The sequence below is a fragment of the Roseburia sp. AF42-8 genome (assembly GCF_003435965.1).
Classification (GTDB): domain Bacteria; phylum Bacillota; class Clostridia; order Lachnospirales; family Lachnospiraceae; genus Roseburia_C; species Roseburia_C amylophila.
This window is the reverse complement of sequence record NZ_QTVB01000110.1, coordinates 1-1,683: the sequence shown is the minus strand read 5'-3', so window position 1 is coordinate 1,683 and position 1,683 is coordinate 1. Positions and strand designations below refer to the sequence as shown.

Sequence of the window (1,683 nt, the reverse complement as noted above, 5' to 3'; positions counted from 1 at the left end):
AATGACGTTAATCCATCAAATGCTACAGTAGTCGAAATGCGTGCATTGGAGGCACATTACAAAGTGGAAAAGCAGGGAGGTTTCACGTCTCTGCCGCTTGAAGCTGGTAATATGGGACTTAACGACAGAAGAGATTTTATCGCAATGTTCAAAAAAAGCATAGAAGATTTAAACAAATTGGGAAGTCAAGAGCTTATGTGGCAGCAAGAGGAGCAAAGATACTGAGTTATAATGTTATAAGAGAATGTTGGCAGTTGTTATGAGACTTATATAAGGTAGGAGATAATATGGTTACTTATATATTTATAAATCACTTGGACCATATAAGGAAAGTGATTGCAAATTCCGAATGACAGAGGAATATCAACGAAAAAATGCAATGGAGGAAATGCAATGGGTATAACAGGCGTAGGAAGTTCTTATAATTTTGTTTATAACACAAAAACAGGTAAGCTATCTACAAAGGATGGCAGTAAAAATGAATTTGTTGATTTTTGCAATGGAGATGTAAAGGGAGAAGATACAGAGACACTGAATCATTTTGATGAGCATACAAGATATCAGTTTACAAGAATGCTGTTTGCATATGGAACCGGAATGACCGGACAGAATCCTTTTGCCAATGATGAGAAAGTCGAGATTACAGCGGATATAGACAGTGCAACCCATACTTCCTTTTATGTGAATGGGCAGAAAGCGTTTACGGCAATTACGGGTATGTCATATCTCCCATCCGAGATTCAAACCTTTGGAACCGTACAGCAGCCATTTAAAACCAGAGGGTACAAACCATATGATCCCAGTACAAACAGTATCACGATTGGGGTTGGAAGCAGATTTAATCTTGGAAATGGATACAGCATGACGGTACAGGAAGATTTTGTCTGGGGCGAGGGCTATGGAAACGGAAGCAAGGCAGATGATGAAAGATGCAATATGATGATAGGTGGTCTGAACTCCCTGATACATTTTGCGGATCAGCAGTATTTTTCAAGTATGACAGATACATACACCGATTATATTTTAGATTTTCTTGCGTCACAGGGAGTGGATACAAGCAGAGAATTTGTGATAAACGGGACACATTGCGAACTGGTAAATGGGAAAATAAGTGAAGTTGGTAACGATTATGTGGTGCCTAGTTCCATTCAGCAGAAAGCAGTGAAAAGATATGAAGAAAGTATGTCACAGCTTTTGAATAGCGGAACTTGGTATAGATGGTCATAAAAGTAATAGATCACTTGGACCGTTATGGAGAGTGAATAGATTCCGAATGACAGAGGAATGAAAATAATTGGAGGTTGAGATGATGCAATCAATATCAAGTTATATTAATCCCAATACAAGAGCACTTACATCTAATTATAAAAATACAGTTATTAAAGATAAGGAAGCATATAATGGGGCGATGTTGCAGCACTTACTAAATCCGGTAGAGGATCTGGCACAAGCGTTAAAAACACCAATAAAATTGGCGAAGGGTGCTTCAATTAGCAGACAGAATAATTCTGTTAATATTGCAGAAGGACAAAGTATTCGTGTTAATGGAGGTCATGTGCTTACGGTTACGGCGCATAGCAAAAATGGCTGGTGTTGAGGAAAATGATATTGACAGGCTTTTAGCCAATCCACCAGAAAAGATTGAAATCGAAGTAAAGTATAAAATTGCTGTGACGGTTATGG

3 protein-coding genes and 1 pseudogene are annotated in these 1,683 nt (G+C 38.3%); all 4 read left to right on the top strand.

Annotation, left to right across the window (positions count from 1 at the left end; genetic code table 11):
- A pseudogene (locus DW059_RS15440) lies at positions 1–225 on the top strand (hypothetical protein); the annotation flags it as partial.
- A gap of 168 nt (positions 226–393) precedes the next feature.
- Positions 394–1,227, top strand: a complete 834-nt coding sequence (locus tag DW059_RS15435; protein ID WP_015517474.1) for a hypothetical protein — start codon at positions 394–396, stop codon at positions 1,225–1,227.
- Positions 1,228–1,306: 79 nt separating this feature from the next.
- Positions 1,307–1,597: a hypothetical protein gene (locus DW059_RS15430; protein ID WP_012744351.1), complete on the top strand. Its 291-nt coding sequence runs from the start codon at positions 1,307–1,309 to the stop codon at positions 1,595–1,597.
- Positions 1,545–1,683: HTH domain-containing protein (locus tag DW059_RS17735; RefSeq protein WP_334294171.1), on the top strand; the 139-nt coding region annotated here is incomplete at its 3' end. The genes DW059_RS15430 and DW059_RS17735, both read left to right, overlap by 53 nt.

Coding starts and splice junctions, on each gene's coding strand:
- DW059_RS15435 (WP_015517474.1), top strand. CDS start 394: ATGGGTATAACAGGCGTAGGAAGTTCTTATAATTTTGTTTATAACACA.
- DW059_RS15430 (WP_012744351.1), top strand. CDS start 1,307: ATGATGCAATCAATATCAAGTTATATTAATCCCAATACAAGAGCACTT.